At 73.3% G+C, this 17,708-nt stretch carries 13 protein-coding genes; 5 read left to right on the top strand and 8 right to left on the bottom strand.

Features of this window, described 5'->3' with window-relative positions:
- Positions 1-9: 9 nt before the first annotated feature.
- The 4 genes from ABD823_RS13310 to ABD823_RS13295 all read right to left on the bottom strand — a co-directional run bounded on the left by ABD823_RS13310 (position 10) and on the right by ABD823_RS13295 (position 4,986).
- The gene (locus tag ABD823_RS13310) at positions 10-1,569 is read right to left on the bottom strand and encodes an extracellular solute-binding protein (protein ID WP_344859280.1); all 1,560 of its coding nucleotides are present in this window, start codon (positions 1,567-1,569) and stop codon (positions 10-12) included.
- A complete protein-coding gene (locus ABD823_RS13305) occupies positions 1,566-2,183 on the bottom strand; it encodes a YesL family protein (protein ID WP_344859278.1) in 618 nt (205 codons plus the stop codon). The genes ABD823_RS13310 and ABD823_RS13305 overlap by 4 nt, the downstream gene beginning before the upstream one ends.
- A gap of 142 nt (positions 2,184-2,325) precedes the next feature.
- Positions 2,326-2,955, bottom strand: a complete 630-nt coding sequence (locus tag ABD823_RS13300) for a DUF1961 family protein (RefSeq protein ID WP_344859277.1) — start codon at positions 2,953-2,955, stop codon at positions 2,326-2,328.
- Between the two features lie 27 nt (positions 2,956-2,982).
- Positions 2,983-4,986 carry a beta-galactosidase gene (locus ABD823_RS13295; RefSeq protein ID WP_344859275.1) on the bottom strand — a complete coding sequence of 668 codons (2,004 nt, stop codon included), beginning with the start codon at positions 4,984-4,986 and terminating at the stop codon, positions 2,983-2,985.
- Positions 4,987-5,329: 343 nt separating this feature from the next.
- On the opposite strand from ABD823_RS13295, the gene ABD823_RS13290 reads away from it, so the two are divergent.
- Positions 5,330-6,292, top strand: a complete 963-nt coding sequence (locus ABD823_RS13290; RefSeq protein ID WP_344859273.1) for an acetylxylan esterase — start codon at positions 5,330-5,332, stop codon at positions 6,290-6,292.
- 39 nt (positions 6,293-6,331) lie between these two features.
- Here ABD823_RS13290 and ABD823_RS13285 read toward each other — a convergent pair whose 3' ends face one another.
- Positions 6,332-7,375 carry a Gfo/Idh/MocA family protein gene (locus ABD823_RS13285; RefSeq protein ID WP_344859272.1) on the bottom strand — a complete coding sequence of 348 codons (1,044 nt, stop codon included), beginning with the start codon at positions 7,373-7,375 and terminating at the stop codon, positions 6,332-6,334.
- A gap of 137 nt (positions 7,376-7,512) precedes the next feature.
- Here ABD823_RS13285 and ABD823_RS13280 point away from each other — a divergent pair, with 137 nt between their 5' ends.
- Positions 7,513-8,514, top strand: a complete 1,002-nt coding sequence (locus ABD823_RS13280) for a LacI family DNA-binding transcriptional regulator (protein ID WP_344859270.1) — start codon at positions 7,513-7,515, stop codon at positions 8,512-8,514.
- A 44-nt stretch (positions 8,515-8,558) separates the two neighbouring features.
- On the top strand, positions 8,559-9,938 hold the full coding sequence (locus tag ABD823_RS13275) for a rhamnulokinase (protein ID WP_344859315.1): 1,380 nt from the start codon (positions 8,559-8,561) through the stop codon (positions 9,936-9,938).
- An 86-nt stretch (positions 9,939-10,024) separates the two neighbouring features.
- Here the strand turns inward: ABD823_RS13275 and ABD823_RS13270 are convergent, their stop codons facing one another.
- The 3 genes from ABD823_RS13270 to ABD823_RS13260 all read right to left on the bottom strand — a co-directional run bounded on the left by ABD823_RS13270 (position 10,025) and on the right by ABD823_RS13260 (position 14,087).
- Entirely contained in the window at positions 10,025-10,204 is a 180-nt protein-coding gene (locus ABD823_RS13270) for a hypothetical protein (RefSeq protein WP_344859269.1), read from the bottom strand.
- Positions 10,205-10,289: 85 nt separating this feature from the next.
- The gene (locus ABD823_RS13265) at positions 10,290-11,228 is read right to left on the bottom strand and encodes a diacylglycerol/lipid kinase family protein (RefSeq protein ID WP_344859268.1); all 939 of its coding nucleotides are present in this window, start codon (positions 11,226-11,228) and stop codon (positions 10,290-10,292) included.
- A gap of 126 nt (positions 11,229-11,354) precedes the next feature.
- Positions 11,355-14,087: an immune inhibitor A domain-containing protein gene (locus tag ABD823_RS13260; protein ID WP_344859266.1), complete on the bottom strand. Its 2,733-nt coding sequence runs from the start codon at positions 14,085-14,087 to the stop codon at positions 11,355-11,357.
- Positions 14,088-14,405: 318 nt separating this feature from the next.
- On the opposite strand from ABD823_RS13260, the gene ABD823_RS13255 reads away from it, so the two are divergent.
- Both ABD823_RS13255 and ABD823_RS13250 read left to right on the top strand, forming a co-directional pair.
- Complete coding sequence (locus ABD823_RS13255; RefSeq protein ID WP_344859264.1) at positions 14,406-15,767, top strand: FAD-binding oxidoreductase; 1,362 nt, start codon at positions 14,406-14,408, stop codon at positions 15,765-15,767.
- 145 nt (positions 15,768-15,912) lie between these two features.
- Positions 15,913-17,679 carry a protein kinase domain-containing protein gene (locus ABD823_RS13250; protein ID WP_344859263.1) on the top strand — a complete coding sequence of 589 codons (1,767 nt, stop codon included), beginning with the start codon at positions 15,913-15,915 and terminating at the stop codon, positions 17,677-17,679.
- The last annotated feature ends 29 nt before the right edge of the window (positions 17,680-17,708 follow it).

Here is a 17,708-nt window from a genome sequence, read left to right as displayed (position 1 = left end):
CGGGTCGGGTCAGTTGCCGCCGGCGCCGAGCTCGGCGCGCAGGTCGGTGATCTCCGCGACGACCTGCGCGCCGCCGCTGTCGTACCAGCGCTTCACCTCGGCGCGCAGCTGCTCCTCGGTGATCTCGCCGGCCAGGTACTTGACCCGGGCGTCGGAGACGATCGGGTCGAGGGTCGCGCCCCTGCTGACGTAGGTGGGCGAGACGATCGGCAGGGCGGGGTTGTGCACGGCCGTCTGCAGGTCGAGTTCGGCCAGCTCCTTGCGGAGCCTGAGGTTCTCCCGCTCGGCCTCGCTGGTCGGCATGCTCTCGTAGACGCCCATGCCGATGGTGGCCCAGGTGCCGAGCTGGACGAAGGCGAAGTCCACGTCGTTGTTGATGGTCTTGACCGCCGGATCGTCGTCGTCGATCGGCACGTCGTAGCCGTTCTCCAGCTTGAAGTTGCGCCCCTCGATGCCGTTGGCCAGCAGGGTCTGGCCCTCCTTGGTGGCCAGCCGGTCCAGGGCCTTGAGCACCTCGTCGAGCTCGGCCTCGGTGCGCACGCTCTGCTTGGAGACGGCCAGGAAGCCGTTGTAGCCGTCGAAGGGGTAGGAGAACTTCTGGCCGTCGGAGCGCTTGAGGTTGCCGCCCATCGCCAGCTTGTCGCCGTACCCGTCCGGGTCCTGCTCCTTGAGCAGGCCGTACAGCTGGGTGGCGCGGACGTTGACGTCGATGATGATGCCGCCCTTGCCCTGGACGAACGGGTCGTTCCACTTGCCCGAGTCGAGGGTCGCGAAGTCCGGGTTGACCAGGCCCTCGTCGACCATCTTCTTCAGCCACCGGTTGGCGGTGTAGAACTCCTCGGTGTCGAAGGCCGGCACGAGCCGGCCGCCGCGGTCGCCGTAGCAGTTCGGGGCGCCGAACCAGGTCTCGATCACGTTGTACGGGCTGGCGCTGCAGAAGACCGGGGTGGGCCACTTGGGGATGATGAGGCCGTAGGTGTCCTTCTCGCCGTTGCCGTCCGGGTCCTTCTCGGTGAAGGCCTTGGCGACCTCGTAGAGCTCGTCGACGGTCTCCGGGACCTTCAGGCCGAGCCTGTCCAGCCAGTCCTTGCGGTACAGCACGGCCGAGCGCAGCAGCGGGCGGACGCGGTAGATGCCGAAGACCTTGCCGTTGATCGAGGCGTTGAGCTCGGCCTGCTCGGACTTGGCCTTCAGGTTCGGATACCTGTCCAGCTTGTCGGTCAGCTCCCAGAACGCCCCGGCCTGCGCGGCCTGCACGAACGCGGCGGTCTTGCCCTGGACGACCATGACCTGCGGGATGTCGTCCGAGGCGAGCACGACGTTGGTCTTGTCGCCGTACTCGGCGTTCGGCACCCAGGTGATCTTCAGCTTCTTGCCGACGACCTTCTCCACCGCCTGGTGCACCTCGCCCTTGGGGTCGGGGGCGGTGCCGAACAGCGGGACCATCATCGTCAGCTCGCCGCTCGCGGCCCGCCCTCCTCCGTCGTCGCCGCCGCCGCAGGCGGAGGCGAGGAGGGCCGTGGTCAGCGCGGCCATTGCGGCGAGCAGCCGGCGGGGGGTGGTTCTCATCGTTCGCCTTTCGGGTGCAGGTACGCCTCGTTCTCGTCGAAGAAGCGCAGGCAGAGCCAGGTGTCGAGCTGGATCCAGGCGCCGGCGGCGAGCGCGAGCGCCAGGAAGGGGAAGGCCGCGGCGGCGGAGACCACCGCGGCCAGGGTGAACAGCAGCAGGACCGTGGAGGCGGGACGGGCCAGCACCAGCCGCGACGCCCTGGGCAGGCAGGCCAGGGGCTCCAGGTCGTAGTGGACGTACATCGGCAGCAGGTAGGCGGTCACGGCGGCCAGCGCGAGCAGCCCCGCCAGGGTCGCCAGCCGCGGCGCCGCCTGCCCGAGGGCCGAGAAGTACAGGTGGTTGCCGTAGAGGACGGCCGCCGCCGCAGCCGGCGGGAGCACCAGCAGCGAGCCGCGGGCGAACTCCCGGCGGTAGACGGCCGCGAACTCCCTCCAGAGCGGGGGCCACTCGCCCCTGGCGTGCCGCCGGGCCAGGGTGTAGGCCGCCACGGTCGCGGGCCCGAGGCCGAGGACCACTCCGCCGGCGAGCGTGAAGGCGATCCAGGCGAGGTTGAGCCGGACCACCCACAGCAGCTCGTCGCAGGCCGAGTACAGCCTGACCGGCCAGGCGGCCATCACGCGCCGCCCGTCCGGGCGGGCACGTCACCGGAGGTTAAGTTTCGCATTTTTCCTCTTTCGCTAAAAAATCACGGCTTTCTCACGGGAAAAGGGATGGATGAATCGGTTGATGGAGAAAATTCTCCGGTTCAGCTGGGCGTCAAAGAGGGGTGACCCGCAGATTCGCGTACTCCCCGATCATCGGGGCCATCTGCCGGAAGCCGATCTTCCCTCCGCGCAGCGGCCGCTCGTCCCGCCAGCGGAACGAGACCAGACCGCCGATCCGGAAGGTGATCTCACCCCGGTGCACGGTCAGGCGCAGCGGGTACGGGCCCTGGGCGTCCAGCACCGCCGGGAGCGGGTCCGCGCCCTGGGCGACGAGGTGGAAGCCGTGACTCCTGCGCAGGTTGCAGGTGTGCAGCCGGCGCTCGGAAGGCCACATCCGGCGGAAGTAGGACACGTGGTAGGCGTCCAGGTCGCCGTGGTGGTACTGCTCGTAGGGGCCGGTGCGCGGCGCGAGGTCGAACAGGTCCTCGCCCCGCCTGCCCCTGGCGTGGAAGAACAGGATGCACAGGCCCGGCTCGCGGACGGGCCAGAAGTCCCATTCGACGGAGACGTCCGCGGGGAAGTCCTCGGGGCACCACAGGACGATGTTGGCGTCCTGCCCGTCCTGCGGCGGGCGCAGGCTCTCCAGGCGCATCCGGCCCGCAGGGAAGGTGACCGCGCCCTCCCCCTCCAGGCGGAAACCGTCAAGGTCCGCGGAGGAGGCGAGGGGATTGACGTACGGCATGCCGTCGTCCCTCCTGTGTGTGGTGGCTCATGACCGCGCCGGTCGCGGGCCGGGGCCGCTCTCGCGGACCACGCGGACGCCCCCGGCCGGGACCGTCAGCGCGCCGTCCACCGGCTCGCCGCCCGGCAGGACGGCGCCCGCGGCCCCGACGACCGCGTCGGCCCCGGTGTGGTTGATCGCGAACAGGTAGGACCTGCCGTCGGGGTGCGCCCGCCGTACGGCCTCGACCCCGGCCGGGGCCTCCGCGGCCGCGGTGACCCCGGCCTCGGCGCAGGCGGCGGCGAGCACGGCGGCCAGGGCCTCGTCGTCGGGCAGGGTGGTCAGGTAGTGGGCCGCCCCCGCGCCCCACGCGTTGCGGGTCCAGGCGGGCGAGCCGGCCAGCGGCCCGTCGGCGTAGGAGTCGAGCGTCTCGGCGGTCGTGGCGTGGGCCGCCTCGCTCCAGATCCGGGCCGTGCCGCCGCCGGTCAGGCGGAGCGTGCGCCCCGGCGGGAGCGGGAAGAACTCCTCGGCGGTCACGCCGAGCAGTTCCCGCCACGCCCCGGGGTAGCCGCCGAGCCGGACCCGGTCGTGCTCGTCGACGACGCCGCTGTACGGCCCGACCACCGCGGTCCCGCCCCGCCGGACGAACCCGGCCAGGTTGGCCGCCCCGGCGTCGCTCACCAGGTAGAGCGCGGGGACCAGCACCAGGCGGTAGCCGGACAGGTCGCCCTCGGGGCGGGCCAGGTCGCAGGTGATCCCGGCCCGCCAGAGCGCCGCGTGCCAGCGCTTGGCCTCCTCGGCCGGGTCCAGGTCGGCGGTGGGCTGGGCCGGGTGGTCCTGGGCCCACACGCTCGCGGTGTCGAGCAGGATCGCCGCCTCGGCGCGGACCGTGCTCCCCGCCACCTCCGCGAGCGCGGCCAGCTCGGCGCCGAGCGCGGCCGTCTCCCGCCAGATCTTGGTCCCGGTGCCTGCGTGCGGCAGCATCGCCGAATGCCACTTCTCGGCCCCGGCGCGCGAGGCCCGCCACTGGAAGAACATGATCGCGTCGGCCCCCCTGGCCAGGTGGGCCATGGAGTTGCGGCGCAGCTCGCCGGGGGTCTTGGCGAGGTTGCGCCCCTGCCAGTTGACCGCGCTGGTGGAGTGCTCCATCAGCAGCCACGGGCGGCCCCCGTTCAGGGAGCGGGCGAAGTCGGCGGCGAAGGCCAGGTCGACGTGCGGCTCGGCGCGCTCGCCGATCAGGTAGTGGTCGGTGGCGACCACGTCCACCTCGGCCGCGAAGGCCCAGCAGTCCATGTCCCAGTGCGCCCCGGCCATCAGGTTGGTGGTGGCGGGCACCCCGGGCGTGATCTTCTTCAGCAGGTCGCGCTCGGCGGTGTAGAGCTCGACCAGGGCGTCGGAGCTGAACCGGCGGAAGTCGAGCTGCTGGCCGGGGTTGGTCAGGCTCGGAGTGGCGCGGGGCGGCAGGATCTGGTCCCAGTCGCTGTAGCGCTGTGACCAGAACGCGGTGCCCCAGGCGTCGTTGAGCGCCTCCAGCGTGCCGTACCGCCCGCGCAGCCAGGCGCGGAACGCCCCGGCCGAGGTGTCGCAGTAGCAGCGGGCGTTGTGGCAGCCGTACTCGTTGTGCACGTGCCACAGGGCCAGCGCCGGATGGCCGGCGTAGCGCAGGGCGACCCGCTCGGCGATCGCCAGGGCCTTGTCCCGGTAGACGGGCGAGCTGGGGCAGAAGCCCTGCCGGCTGCCGTGGTACAGCACCCGCCCGCCGGCGTCGACCGGCAGCGCCTCGGGATAGGTGCGGCCGAACCACGGCGGCGGCGAGGCGGTGGGGGTGGCCAGGCACGCCTCGATGCCGGCCCCTGCCAGCAGGTCCATCACCCGGTCGAACCAGCCGAAGTCGTAGACGCCCTCGACCGGCTCCAGCATCGACCAGGAGAAGATCCCGACGCTGACCCGGGTGACGCCCGCCTCGCGCATCAGCGCGACGTCCTCGGCCCAGGTCTCCTCGGGCCACTGCTCGGGGTTCCAGTCACCGCCGTAGGCGATGCCGTCACGCATGCCGCCCACCGCCCTTCACGCCGGGACGGCGACCCGTCCCACCCGCTGTTACCGTTCACACAGCCGTGTTGCGTCTGCTTTACGGGGATTAAAACGTTCCCCTACCTGCCGCACAAGACCCCGTTTCCGCCCCGCCCCGGTGGCGGGCGCGGCGGCCCGGCGCGACGGGGGCATACTGGAAAGCGGTTCCCGCAGGCGGGAACGGTGCTCGACGGCACCGCCCGCACACCCCCGATCCCGTCCGGGTTATCCGAACGTTACAGATCCCCGGCCCTCCGGGCCCCGTCCCGGAGGGCCAGGAGGAAGAACGTTTCAATCCCGGCCCCCGACCGAGGAGACGACCTTGTTCGTAGACATGCCGCTCGACCGGCTCCGCGCCTACCGTCCCGAGCGCCGGGAGCCCGCCGACTTCGACGCCTTCTGGGCGCGGACCCTCGCCGAGGCCCGCGGGCACGACCTCGGCGCCGTCTTCACCGAGGTGGAGACCGGCCTGGCCGAGGTGCGCTGCCTGGACGTGACCTACGCCGGCTTCGGCGGCCACCCCGTGCGCGGCTGGCTGCTGGCCCCGGCGCGCGCCGCCGGGCCGCTGCCCTGCGTGGTGCAGTACATCGGCTACAACGGCGGGCGCGGCTTCCCGCACGACTGGCTGCTGTGGCCGGGCGCGGGCTGGGCCGTGTTCGTGATGGACTCGCGCGGGCAGGGCTCCGGCAACCGGCACGGCGACACCCCCGACCCGGCCGCCGCCGGCGGGCCGTCCGCGCCCGGGCGGCTCACCCAGGGCGTCTCCTGCCCCGACGACTACTACTACCGGCGGCTCTACACCGACGGCGTGCGCGCCGTGGAGGCCGCCCGCTCCCACCCGCTGGTGGACGCCTCGCGGGTCGTGGTCTCCGGGGGCAGCCAGGGCGGGGGCATCGCGATGGCGGTCGGCGCGCTCGTACCGGACCTGCTGCACGCCTTCATCGACGTGCCGTTCATGACCCACATCCGGCGCGCCGCCGAGATCACCGACGCCGAGCCGTACGCGGAGCTGGCCCGGTTCTTCACCGCGCAGCGGCACCGCGTGGACGAGGTCTTCGCCACCCTGGACTACTTCGACGGGCTGAACTTCGCCGCGCGCAACACGACCCCGGCGCTGTTCTCCGTCGCCCTGCGCGACGGCGTCACCCCGCCCTCGACGGTGTTCGCGGCCTACAACCACTACGCCGGGCCGAAGGACATCCGCGTCTGGCCGTACAACGGCCACGAGGGCGGCGGCTCGGCCCAGGTCGCCGAGCAGCTCGCCCTGGCCGCCCGGCTGCGCTGAGGCGGTCCGGCCGCGGCGGGCCCGGCCCCGCCGCGGCCCTCACAGGCCCAGGCCGCCGTCGAGCCGGTGGTAGAACGGATCGTGCGGGCCGATCTCCTCCCGGAGCACCGGGCGCCCGGTGAGGGCCGAGGCGTACAGGCCGGTGACGAACTCCATCGCGCGCCGCCCGTCCGGCCCGCTCGCGGGCGGGCGCTCCCCGCGCTCGAAGGCGTCGAGCACGGTGCCGAGCTGCGCGGCGTGCCCGCTCGGCACGTCCCCCGGCGGGTTCCACAGCGGCGAGGTGGACGCCCAGTCCTCGTTGCGGTAGCCGTACAGGTGGCGCAGCTCGACCGTGCCGCCGGAGAAGTCGAAGCGCAGATAGCTCTCCTGGCGCGGCGACAGCACGCTGGTGACCACGCTCGCCATCGCGCCGCCGGCGAACCGCACCGCCGCCATCGAGACGTCCTCGGTCTCGACGGGCCGCTCCAGCCGCCCGGCCATCGCGCGGATCTCCGCCCACTCGCCGAGCACCGAGAGCATCAGGTCCATCTGGTGGATGCCGTGCAGCACGGTGGTGCCGCCGCCCTCGGTCTCCCACCTGCCGCGGTACGGCGCGGCGTAGTACTCCGCGTCCCGGTGCCAGGCGGTGGTGCACAGCGCCACCAGCGGCCGGCCGAGCGCCCCGGAGGCCGCCAGCTCGCGCAGGTGCTCGGCACCGGAGCCGAAGCGCTGCTGGTAGACGACCGCCAGGTAGGGGCCCGCGGCTCCCTCCGCGGCCTGGATCCGGTCGTACTCGGCCAGCGAGCGGCACAGCGGCTTCTCGCACCACACCCAGGCCCCGGCGCGCAGGCACTCCACCGCCTGGTCGGCGTGCAGGTGCGGCGGGGTGCAGACGAGCACCAGGTCCGGGCGCTCCGCGGCGAGCATCTCGGTCAGGCCGGTGTAGCAGGCGGGCACGCCGTGCTCGGCGGCGAACGCCCGGGCCCGGGCCGCGTCGACGTCGACCACGGCGGCCAGTTCGACGCGGTCCCGGTGGGCCCGTACGGCGGGCACGTGCCCGTGCGCGGCGACGGCGCCCGCGCCCACGACGGCGGCCCGGATCATGGGCGACCTCCTCAGTAGAACGTTTTACCCCGCTGCCGGGACGCTAGGCCGACCGTTCCGGGAGTGTCAACGGCGTCACCGCCCCTCATGTCCCGGTGACTGGCGCGGACGCTGTTGGTACGTTTTAATCAGTGGCCATGACCACGGTCAGCATCAGGGAGGTGGCCGCCCGCGCGGGCGTCTCCCCCGGCACGGTCTCGAACGTGCTCAACCGCCCCGGCAAGGTCGCCGCCGCCACCCGGGAGCGGGTGGAGGAGGCGATCCGCGAGCTCGGCTTCGTCCGCCACGGCTCGGCCTCGACGCTGCGCGCCGGCCACAGCAGGACCCTCGGCCTGAGCGTCATCGACATCGGCAACCCGTTCTTCACCGACGTCGCGGCCGGGGTCGAGGACATGGCCAGCGGACGCGGGTACGCCGTGATCCTCGGCAACTCCGCCGGTTCGCGCGCCAAGGAGGAGCGCAACCTGCGGGTGCTCGCCGAGCAGCGGGTGCGGGGCGTGCTGATCACCCCGACGGACGAGGACCTCACCCGGCTGGACCGGCTGCGCGAGCGGGGCACCCGCCTGGTCCTGGTGGACCATCCCGCCCACCGCCCCGACCAGTGCGCGGTGGCGGTCGACGACGTGGCGGGCGGCCGGGCGGCCGTGGCGCACCTGCTGGCCGGGGGCGCGCGGCGCGTCGCCTACGTGACCGGGCCGCTGACGATCCGCCAGTGCCGGGAGCGCCGGCAGGGCGCACTGGAGGCGCTGGAGGCGGCCGGGCTGGCGCCCGACCGGCTCCAGGTGGCCGAGACGACCGCGATGACGGCGCGCGCCGGGGAGAAGGCCGCCGCCGACCTGCTCGCCGAGGGCCTGCCGGACGCCGTCTTCTGCGCCAACGACCTGCTCGCGCTGGGCGTGCTGCGCACGCTGCTGCAGGCCGGGGTCCGGGTGCCGGACGACGTGGCGCTGATGGGCTACGACGACATCGACTTCGCCGCCGCCTCCGCCGTGTCGCTCAGCTCGATGCGCCAGCCCACCTACCAGCTCGGGCGCATCGCCACCGAGCTGCTGCTCGACGAGTGCGAGAACCCCGGCGCCCACGCCCACCAGCACATCATGTTCCAGCCGGAGCTGGTGGCCCGGGAGTCGACCCGGTGACCCGCTTCGCCGCCGTCGACCTCGGCGCCTCCAGCGGGCGCGTCATGGTCTGGGACGGCCGGGGGCTCACCGAGGCGCACCGCTTCCCCAACGGGCCGGTGCGCGCCCGCGGCAGGCTCCGCTGGGACGTGCGGGCCCTGTACCGGGAGATCCTGCACGGCCTGCGCAGGGCCGGGCCCGTGGCCTCGGTCGGCGTCGACTCCTGGGCGGTCGACTACGGTCTGCTGGACGCCTCCGGGCGGCTGCTGGACGATCCGGTGCACTACCGCGACGACCGCACCGCAGGGATCGCCGAGCGGGTCGCGGCGCGGGTCGGGGCGGCGGAGCTGTACGACGTCTCCGGGCTGCAGGTGCTGCCCTTCAACACCGTCTACCAGCTGCTGGCCGAGGACCGGCTCGACGCCGCCGCGGCGATGCTGCTCGTCCCCGACCTGATCGCCTACTGGCTCACCGGGGAGATCGGGGCCGAGGTGACCAACGCCTCGACCACCGGGCTGCTCGACGTGCGCACCCGCGCCTGGGCGAGCGGGCTGATCGGGCGGCTGGGCCTGCCGGAGCGGATCTTCCCGCCGCTGCGCCGGCCCGGCGACCCGATCGGCTCCCTGCGCCCCGAGACGGCCCGGGAGGTCGGGTGGACCTCCCGGGTGACCGCGGTCGCCTCGCACGACACCGCCTCGGCGGTCGCCGCGGTGCCCGCCGACGGCCCGCGCTTCGCCTACGTCTCGTGCGGCACCTGGTCGCTGGCCGGGGTGGAGCTGCCCGCTCCGGTGCTGACCGAGGCCGGCCGGGCGGCGAACTTCACCAACGAGGCCGGGATCGACGGCACGGTCCGCTACCTGCGCAACGTCATGGGGCTGTGGCTGCTGCAGGAGTCGCTGCGCGCCTGGCCGGGGGCCGGGCTGGAGGGCCTGCTGGAGGCGGCCGGGCGCGAGCGCCCGTTCGCCGCGCTGGTCGACCCGGACGCCCCGGTCTTCCTGCCCCCGGGCGACATGCCGGCGCGGATCGCCGCGGAGTGCCGGCGCACCGGCCAGGAGCCGCCGGCCTCCCCTCCGGCGTTCGTCCGCTGCGTCCTGGAGAGTCTCGCGCTGGGTCACCGGCGCGCGATCCGCCAGGCGGCCGCCCTGTCGGGCCGCGAGGTGGACGTGGTCCACCTGGTCGGCGGCGGCTCCCGCAACGCCCTGCTGTGCCGGCTCACCGCGGACGCCTGCGGCCTGCCGGTGGTGGCCGGCCCGGCGGAGGCGACCGCACTGGGCAACGTGCTGGTCCAGGCCCGGGCGGCGGGCCTGGTCTCCGGGCTCGCCGAGATGCGCGCCCTGGCCGCGGGCGCCGGGCCGCTGCGCCGCTACGAGCCCTCGGGAGACGCCGCGGCGTGGGACGCGGCGGAGGCCCGGATCACCGCCGGGAGCGCGGCCGGGGCCTTCTGACCCGGGCGCTGCGGGCGACCCGGGCGCTGCGGGCACGCTCCCGCGCGGCCCCGGCCCTTTCCGGGCCGGGGCGTTCCGCAGGCTCCCTAGTAGCGGGTGCGGGTGGTGGTGCCCTGGTGGGTCCGGCCGCCGCGGAGGCGGGCCAGCAGTCCGCGCACCCGCTGCCGGTTGCGCGGGTCGCGCGCCATCCGCTTGGCCTGTTCGATGTTCCTGCGCCCCTGCGGGCTGCTCAGGTAGCCGCGGATGCGGGATATCAGCGATGCCATGGTCTCCTCCAGACGTGTCGGGAGGTACGGCTACCCGGCGGGGAGGAGTCCAATCCCGCCCCGCCGGGACCGGCGGCGGGGCGGGTCAGGAGTCGACGAAATCCTCGGGGACCATCACGCGCAGGCCGTTGGGGACGGTCCGGATCGTGAGCGGGGTCATCAGGCGGACCTCCCCGTCGACGTCGGCGGCCATCGGCGGGTCGGTCTCCAGGTACATCTCGGTGCCGATGACGAAGGGGCCCCCGGCGAGGCTGCGCCAGCGCCCGGTGGCGGCCCGCACCAGGGTCTCCAGCAGCAGCCGCAGCCGCTTGCCCGAGCCGAGCTGGTAGGCGACGAGCAGGCCGTCGTCGATGCTGATGTCGCGGGCGACCTGCCAGCCGCCGTGGAAGCGGCCGTTGGCGATGTTGAGCTGGTGGGTGAGCAGCTCGTGGCGGCGGCCCTTGACCGTGATGAACGCGCGGAAGGGGCGGTGCCCGGGCAGGACCGTCAGCGCGGTGAGCGGGTAGGCGGCCCGGCCGAGCAGGCGCTTCAGCCAGGGCTTGACCGTCCCGGCGACCTCGACCGAGACGCCGAAGCTGGCCAGGTTGGCGAACTCCCGGTCGCCCGCGACGCCCAGGTCGATGTCGGCGACCTTGCCGGTGCGCAGCACCCGGATCGCGCCGGCCAGGTCCAGCGGGAGGCCGAGGCTGCGGGCGAAGTTGTTGGTGGTGCCCAGCGGCAGCACGCCCAGGGCGACGTCGCGGTGGGCGACGTGCTTGACGGCGGCGCTGAGCGTGCCGTCGCCGCCGCCGACGACGAGCAGGTCGGGTCCGGCCTCCAGCGCGCCGTCCAGGATCGCGCGCAGGTGCCGGGGGTCCTCCACCGGGAACAGGCCCAGGATGTCGAAGCCCTCGGCCCTCAGGATGCGCAGCACCTGCGGGTAGCGGCGGCGGCCCCGGCGCGAGCGGGTGTTGACGACCACGCAGACCCTGCGTTCGGTCCGGATGGCCTCGGTGTGCTCGGCCTTGGTGCGAAGCTCTGCCACGCTGTCCCTCTTCGATCGGATGCTCACGACAAATCGTAGGGCCACGCCGTCGTCGACGGCGTGGCCCTGTCGCCCGCGGGTGCGGGCCGATCTGTCTGGCTGTCCGGTCTGTCTAGCCGTCCGGCGTCACTTCTTGGCCGGGGTCACCTGGACGACGACGCCCAGGTTCGCCGGGAGCGGGGAGATCAGCTTGAGCTCGACGCCCAGCTGCTTGCCCTCGTCGCCGGGGTTGCCCGTGCCGAGGATGTGCCCGTCGCCGATGTCGGTGCCGTACAGCTCCGTGGCCGGGGTCCCGTCGGGGTTGACGACCCGGGTGGTGTACGGCTGGCCGTCCTTGGACGGCACGACCGCCGAGGCGTCGCGGTGGCGGTAGAACAGGCTGCCGTCGCGGACCTCCAGACCCGGGTACCAGGTCTTGGCGTCGGTGAAGGTCTTCACCGCCGGGAGGGCCGGGAACTTGGTGCAGTACTCGGTGAACGGCTCGCCCTCGATGCACTCGGTGAACGGGTACGTCTTCTTGAAGCCGAACGCCGCGTTGGAGGACTGCGGACGGGACGGGAGGTTCTTCAGCGCCGACGGGTCCTTCTCCGCCGCCTCGCCGGTCCGCCGGAGCGGCTCGTAGTGCGAGTCGACGACCAGGACCTCGCCCTTGGGCCCGACCGACGGCAGGTCGAAGGTGTGGGCGTCGCCGTCGTTGGCCGGGTAGGCCGCGTCGCGGTACCAGACCAGCAGGCCGGGCGCGTTGTACTTGATCTTCTCCACCTTCCACGCGTTCTCGTGCGACCAGGTGGTGTCGTAGGCGTACTGCAGGCCCTTGTCGAAGCCGTCGAAGTTGCGCCACTCGGCCAGGTAGTAATGGGCGGTCTTCAGGCTTCCGCTGTGGGTCCTCCAGCCGCCGCCGGAGGTGTCGGTGAAGGTGCCCTTGACGGCCGTCCAGCCGTTGTCGCCGCCCTCGACGTCGTCGCTCCACACCGTGGCGCCGCCGGCGGTGACGGAGAAGTCGTCGGCGAACCAGCCGGTGTCCTCGAAGGCGGCGTCGGTGGCGTAGCGCAGCCGCAGCTGGACGGTCTGGCCGGCGAACGGCGCCAGGCTCACGTAGTCGTGCCGCCAGCCCGCGGTGGCGCCGGTGAGGCCGTACTTCTTGCCGCCGAAGTCGGACAGGCGGTTGTTCGGGTCGGTGTAGTCGTCACCGGTGGAGACCAGCGTGCCGGCCTCGTCGTAGACCTTCTGCTCGGTCCAGGTGGCGCCGCCGTCGGTGGAGACCTCGACGAAGCCGTAGTCCCAGTCCGCCTCGATGGAGTACTGGTTCCACATCCAGAAGCGCGGGTCGCCCTCGGCCGGGACCTGGATGGTCCGGGTCAGCTTGACGTCCGCCCAGCTCTGGTCGTTGCCGGACCACCAGAGGTTGCCGCCGCTGTGCGGGACGGCCATGACGACGTTCTTGTCGGGCAGGTTGACGCGCAGGCCGTCCGCGGTGTGCTTGGGCGTGCGGGAGGTCTGGCCGATGGTCACCAGCTGCCTGCGGTCGCCGACCTCGACGACCTTCGGGTCCGCCCAGCCGAGCAGCCACTTGTCGTACAGGCCCATGTGGGTCGGCATCGACTGCATGAGCGGGCCGGCGTGCGAGCCGGAGGACATCAGGTCCCAGAAGTCGACGCTGGTGTCGCCGCCGCCGGAGGAGTCGTAGAGGTCCGGCAGGCCCAGGTCGTGGCCGTACTCGTGGGCGAAGACGCCGACGCCGGAGTCCTCGGGCTGCACGATGTAGTTGGAGATCTTCTTGTCCGTGCCCGGGATCGTGTAGCCGCCGGGGATGGCGCTGGCGTGCGCCCAGATGGCGTAGGGGCCCTCGGCTCCGCCGCCGCCGGACTTGTCGGCGCCGGCGTGCACGAGCACGAGGTGGTCGATCACGCCGTCCGGCTCGAGGTAGTTGCCGTCGCCGTCGGCGTCGCTGGTGTCCTCGATGTCGTAGTCGGCCCAGGGGAAGTCCGGCCGCTGCTGCGCCAGGACGTTGACGGCGTCCTTGCTGAGCGCGGCGGGACCGTCCGGGTTGTCCGGGTGGCCGGACATGTCCTGCGGGATGGTGCCGCAGCGGCCGGCGCCGTACCAGGCCTCCGAGTGCGGGACCTTGATCCAGCCGACCGCCTCGCCGGTGACGGTGTAGGCGCCCTTGGACATCTCCTCGTACATGTTCTTCATGGTGTAGCCGGAGATGTCGATGCCCTTGCGGCCGTCGCGGGGGTCGGTCAGGTCCATGCGGACCCGCTTGGTGATCCCCTCCTTGGAGTAGAGCATCTTGTTGTAGTGCTCCGGGCTGAAGTCCGGAACCCACATCGTGTTGTTGTCCCTGCCCGCGCCGGAGGTGGCGGGGTTCGGGATCTGGTTGTGCAGCGGGCCGTTGAGCTTGGTGCCCGGCGGCTCGGTCACGCAGTCGTTGACGTCGTCGATCGACTTGGGCCGGCTGAAGCCGGAGAAGTCGTCGTTGGCGTTCTCGTTGAACTCCACCAGGAGCGTGAGCAGCTTCGCCTGCTGGGTCTGGCCGGCCTTCTTGAAGAGGAAGTCGAAGGGGTTCTTGCCGGTCCTGATCGCCCGGGTCTCCCGCTCGGCGAGCGTCTTGGCGGCGACCGGGTTGCCCTGGCTGAACTTGCGGTCGACCTCCTGCGCGAAAGCCAGGCCCGACTTCTTGGCGGTCCCGCGCTCGAAGCGCTCCGCGGTGGTGGTGGTGTCACTCTGCACCAGCGGCGGCGCGTAGTTGATGTAGTAGTCACTCGACGACGGGACGTACCGCGCGACCGAGTCGTCGGCCTGGGCCGACGCGGCGCTGACGGACAGTCCCGCGGCGGCGAGCCCGATGACGGGCACGATCGCGAGGAGGCGCTTCCCTGCGCCTCTGCCTCTGCTGGACAACGAATACCCTCCCTGCCCGGGTTCGCCGGGCGCGGACGATCCCGGCACGCCGGTATTTGCGCACCGTGCGGGACGTTAGAGGACGAAATAAAGCAGAGGTAAACCGCCCGACTGATGTTGTCAAAATGTGATCAACTGGTTTGTTGGTGGATATATCGGAATGCGGATAGATCAGGCATCTAGCCTTAAAGTGGCATATATCTGCCAATATGGGCGTGCTGCCGGAGGCCGGGACCGGGACGGAGGGCGCGCCGCGGGCCGTACAGTCCGGATGTGACCGCTATCGCTGAACTCACCGCCGCACTCGGTCCCGGGAAGGTGCTGACCGACCCCGACGTCACGGACTCCTACGCCCGGGACCGCACGTTCCTGGAGCCGGGCAGGCCGCTGGCCGTCGCGGTCGCCGAGAGCACCGCCGACGTGGTGGCCGTCATGGAGTGGGCGAGCAGGCACCGGGTGCCCGTGGTCCCCCGCGGCGCCGGGACGGGCCTGGCCGGCGGCGCGACGGCCGTGCCGGGGTGCGTCGTGCTGGCCCTGCAGAAGATGACCGCGATCCGGGAGATCTCGCCCGCCGACGAGATCGCCGTGGTGGAGCCCGGCGTCATCACCGCGGACCTGGACCGGGCCGCCCGCGGATTCGGGCTGATGTACGCGCCCGACCCCTCCTCCTACGAGATCTCCACCATCGGCGGCAACCTCGCCACCAACGCCGGCGGGCTGCGCTGCGTGAAGTACGGCGTGACCCGCGACTCGGCGCTGGGACTGGAGGTCGTGCTGGCCGACGGGCGCGTGCTGAACACCGGCCGGCGGACCGTCAAAGGCGTGACGGGCTACGACCTGACCGGCCTGTTCGTCGGCTCGGAGGGCACCCTGGGCGTGATCACCGCCGCCACCGTGCGGCTGCGCCGGGCCCCGCTGGTCCCCCCGGCGACGATCGCGGCGGAGTTCGGCTCGCTGCGGGACGCCGCGGCGGCCGTGGCCGCGATCATCGCCGCCGGCTGCCAGCCGTCGCTGCTGGAGATGCTCGACCGGGCCACCCTCAAGGCCATCGACGACTGGAAGAACATCGGGCTGGAGCCGTCCGTGCAGGCCATGCTGATCGCGCAGTCCGACGCGCCGGACGGGCGGGAGGTCGCCGAGCGGATGCGCGGGCTGTGCGAGAGCGCCGGGGCGTCGTTCGTCGCGGTCGCGGCGGACCCGCAGGAGGCCGAGGAGCTGATCGGCGTGCGGCGCCTGGCCTACCGGGCCAAGGAGCGGCTCGGCGCGTGCCTGGTGGAGGACGTGTGCGTGCCGCGCTCCGCGCTGCCGGACATGATCTCCGCCGTCGAGGGGATCGCGGCCCGGCACGGTGTGCTGATCTGCACGGTCGCGCACGCCGGGGACGGGAACCTGCACCCGGTGTTCGTCTTCGACCGCGGCCTGCCCGAGCCGCCGCCGGAGGTCTGGGCCGCGGCCGACGAGGTCTTCCGGGAGGCGCTGAACCTCGGCGGCACCCTCACCGGGGAGCACGGGGTCGGGCTGCTGAAGCGGCGCTGGCTGGCGCTGGAGACCGGGCCCGTCGCCGAAGAGATCCACCAGGGCATCAAGCGGGTGTTCGACCCGCTCGGCATCCTCAACCCGGGCAAGGCCATCTGACCCGGCCGCGGCGTCCCCCGCCCGCCGTGCGGCGGGGCCCGCGGAGCCCCGGAGGCGAATTCCGGTAGATCATCCGCCCCCCGGCTCGCGCTGGTAGCGTTCTGCCCCACATAACCGAATTAGTAGGTTTTGCCGGGGGGTCATCGTGGTACAGCCGCTCACGGCGGAGGATCCTCCGCGGCTGGGACCGTTCGAGCTGACGGGGCGGCTCGGAGAGGGCGGTCAGGGCGTCGTCTACCTGGGGCGGGGGCCCCGGGGCGAGCAGGTCGCGGTCAAGCTCCTCCACCACGGCCTGACGGCCGACGCCGAGGCCCGCGCGCGCTTCCTGCGCGAGGTCGCGGTCGCCCAGCGGGTGGCCCGTTTCTGCACCGCGCCGGTCCTCCACGCCGATCTGGCGGGGAGCCGGCCGTACATCGTCAGCGAGTACGTGCCGGGGCCCTCCCTGCGCAGGCTCGTCGACGACGAGGGCCCGCGCCGCGGCGGCGCGCTGGAGCGCCTGGCCGTCAGCACGGCCACCGCGCTGTCGGCGATCCACCGCGCGGGCGTCCTGCACCGGGACTTCAAGCCCGCCAACGTGCTGATGGGCCCCGAGGGGCCGGTCGTGATCGACTTCGGCATCGCCCGGGCCCTGGACTCCCCCGGCATGACCGCCACGGGGACCGCCATGGGGACCCCGTCCTACCTGGCGCCCGAGCAGCTCGGCGGCGGCGAGGTCACCCCGGCCGCCGACGTGTTCGCCTGGGGCGTGACGATGGTCTTCGCCGCCACCGGCACGCCCGCGTTCGGCCAGGACTCCATCCCCGTGGTGATGAACCGGATCCTGACCGTCGAGCCCGACCTGAGCCGGATGGACCCCGGGCCGCTGCGCGACCTGGTGGCCGCCTGCCTGTCCAAGGACCCGGCGGCGCGGCCGACCGCCGAGGAGCTCGTCCGGCACCTGACCGAGGGCACCGCCCCCGCGCCGCGGGCCCCCCGGCCCGTCCCCGCCGGACCGCGGCCTGCCGGGCGGGGCGGCGCGCCGGCCGTACCCGGCCCGCGGGCGCACCGGCCGCGCCCGGTCGGCCTGCTGCTGACCGCGGTCGCGACGCTGGCCGCGCTCGGTGTGACCACCGGGACCGTGGTCGCCCTGCGGAGCGGCGAGTCTGCCTCCTCCGAGCGGGCCGCCGGGCAGGCCGCCTCGTCCGCCGGGCAGACGGCCCCGGCCCGGGGGACCGGCCCGGAGCCCACCCTCGGGGAGCCGCTCCCGACCGGGGAGTCCTCCCCCCGGCCCGCCGCGACGAGGACGAAGCGGACGTCCGCGGCGGAGCCCCGGGCCACCGCCGCGGACCCGCCGGGTCCCGCGGCGGATGCCCCCCGCTCCCGACCGGCGGACAGGACGGCGCCCCCCGCGCGCGGGGCGGCCCCCACCCCCCGGGAGGGGGTCCTGGAACCGGGCACGGAGGGGTCGCAGCCGTCGCCGGGCGCGGGTGACCCCCCCGCGTCCAGCGCGCCCGGGTCCACCTCGAAGCCGACCGCGAAGACGTCCTCGAAGCCCACCTCCAAGCCCACGGCCGGGACGTCCTCGAAGCCGGCCGCCAAGCCGACGCCGAACACCTACAGCGCGGCCGCGGTCTGCGGATCGGGCTTCAAGCAGATCAACTCCCACGCGCTGGGCTCCAGCGCCACGATCTACCTGTTCTACAACGCCACCAGCAAGCAGAACTGCGTCGTCACCATGTCCCGGTACGTCCACCCCGGCAAGGTCAAGATGAACGCCCTCCTCCAGGTGAAGGGCGGCTCGTCGGCGAGCAACCCGGGCAGCTTCACCGCCTACGCGGGCCCGGTCCGGCTCAACGCCGCCAAGAGGTGCGTGATCTGGGGCGGCTCGCACGGCTCGCTCTCCTGGAAGAGCGGCTGGAGCCACTGCGGCTGAGACCGCCGGGCCCGGGCGACCCTCCCCGG

Source organism: Planomonospora alba, assembly GCF_039534085.1.
In the GTDB taxonomy this organism is placed as follows: Bacteria; Actinomycetota; Actinomycetes; order Streptosporangiales; family Streptosporangiaceae; genus Planomonospora_B; species Planomonospora_B alba.
This window is presented reverse-complemented; position numbering and strand designations above follow the sequence as displayed.

Excerpts from the sequence above, each read along its gene's own strand:
- ABD823_RS13295 (WP_344859275.1), bottom strand. The coding sequence starts at position 4,986 with ATGCGTGACGGCATCGCCTACGGCGGTGACTGGAACCCCGAGCAGTGG.
- ABD823_RS13300 (WP_344859277.1), bottom strand. The coding sequence starts at position 2,955 with ATGCCGTACGTCAATCCCCTCGCCTCCTCCGCGGACCTTGACGGTTTC.
- ABD823_RS13305 (WP_344859278.1), bottom strand. The coding sequence starts at position 2,183 with ATGGCCGCCTGGCCGGTCAGGCTGTACTCGGCCTGCGACGAGCTGCTG.
- ABD823_RS13310 (WP_344859280.1), bottom strand. The coding sequence starts at position 1,569 with ATGAGAACCACCCCCCGCCGGCTGCTCGCCGCAATGGCCGCGCTGACC.
- ABD823_RS13270 (WP_344859269.1), bottom strand. The coding sequence starts at position 10,204 with ATGGCATCGCTGATATCCCGCATCCGCGGCTACCTGAGCAGCCCGCAG.
- ABD823_RS13275 (WP_344859315.1), top strand. The coding sequence starts at position 8,559 with ATGGTCTGGGACGGCCGGGGGCTCACCGAGGCGCACCGCTTCCCCAAC.
- ABD823_RS13285 (WP_344859272.1), bottom strand. The coding sequence starts at position 7,375 with ATGATCCGGGCCGCCGTCGTGGGCGCGGGCGCCGTCGCCGCGCACGGG.
- ABD823_RS13280 (WP_344859270.1), top strand. The coding sequence starts at position 7,513 with ATGACCACGGTCAGCATCAGGGAGGTGGCCGCCCGCGCGGGCGTCTCC.